The sequence below is a fragment of the Xanthomonas arboricola pv. guizotiae genome (genome assembly GCF_002940205.1).
In the GTDB taxonomy this organism is placed as follows: Bacteria; Pseudomonadota; Gammaproteobacteria; order Xanthomonadales; family Xanthomonadaceae; genus Xanthomonas; species Xanthomonas arboricola_C.
In genome coordinates, this window is record NZ_MDSK01000099.1 from 1 (window position 1) to 1,002 (window position 1,002).

1 pseudogene is annotated in these 1,002 nt (G+C 55.7%); it reads left to right on the plus strand.

Annotated elements, in window-relative coordinates:
• Positions 1-399: 399 nt before the first annotated feature.
• Positions 400-889, plus strand: a pseudogene (locus XarbCFBP7408_RS21980) (transposase); the annotation flags it as partial.
• Positions 890-1,002: the final 113 nt, after the last annotated feature.

The following is a 1,002-nucleotide window of genomic DNA, read 5'->3' on the forward strand; positions in this document are numbered from 1 at the left end:
CGGAAACCTTGGCCGGTTTGCACTTTGTTGTCTTCACGATTCTGATGCTTGGAAATGCAGCCACGCTCTTTCAAAGTTCATAACACGCTCTAAGGATTCACTCAGCAGTTCCAACGGGCAGGCTTTAGGGAACCTCTGAACAACTCTTGGCGTTGCGAGCGAACTTGGGATTTCGCTTGATCACGACAATCTCCGTTGCTGAAAATCAATCACTTACGCGTGATGGCTCCAACCTCAGGTGTCGATCAGAAGTCTATCGAGGAGTTGTTCAGAGCTTCCCTAGGTGCAGGATTGCCACTTCGGATACTGCATTGACCTTTCGCTATTCCTGAGAGAGTGCTAAAGAAGCTCTGAACAAAGCTTCCCTGGTGCGCGACGCTATCCGTTCACGTTGAGGAGATATCCACGCAACCCACATTCGGTGACGCTGAGGCTTTGTCAAGCGTAAGCAGACCCGCCGCGAGATCTTCCTGACCAAGATGGCGCAGGTCGTTCCGTGACAGCAACTGGTCATTCTGATCGCGCCGCACTACTTGGTGTCGGGGCGGCCAGGTCGGCAGCCGTACGCACTGGCGGCGATATTGCGGATTCATCTGCTGCAGCGGTGATATGCACCGAGCGATCGGCCACGGAGGAAGCGCTGCCGAAGATCCCGACCTTGCGGCGTTTTGCTCAGCTCGGTGGCTTGGACAACGTTCCGGGCCAGACCACGATTCTCAACTTTCGGTGCCTGCTGGAGACCCATAATCTTGCTGCACGGCTGCTGGAAGCCCTCAACGCCCATCTGGCGCACAAAGGCCAGAGCCTGCGGGCAGGCACGATAATCGATGCAACGCTGATCGCTTGTATGGATGGTGCGCCGGCAGTTGCTGCCGGCAAGGATAATGCTGCCTGGCTGGGATAGGACGCTAGGTGTTTGATCCCAGGCTTTGATGGTGCACTATTTTCCCTCGATTGGAAGGAAGCACTATGGGCCAGGTTCTACACGGGAGCGCCACTACG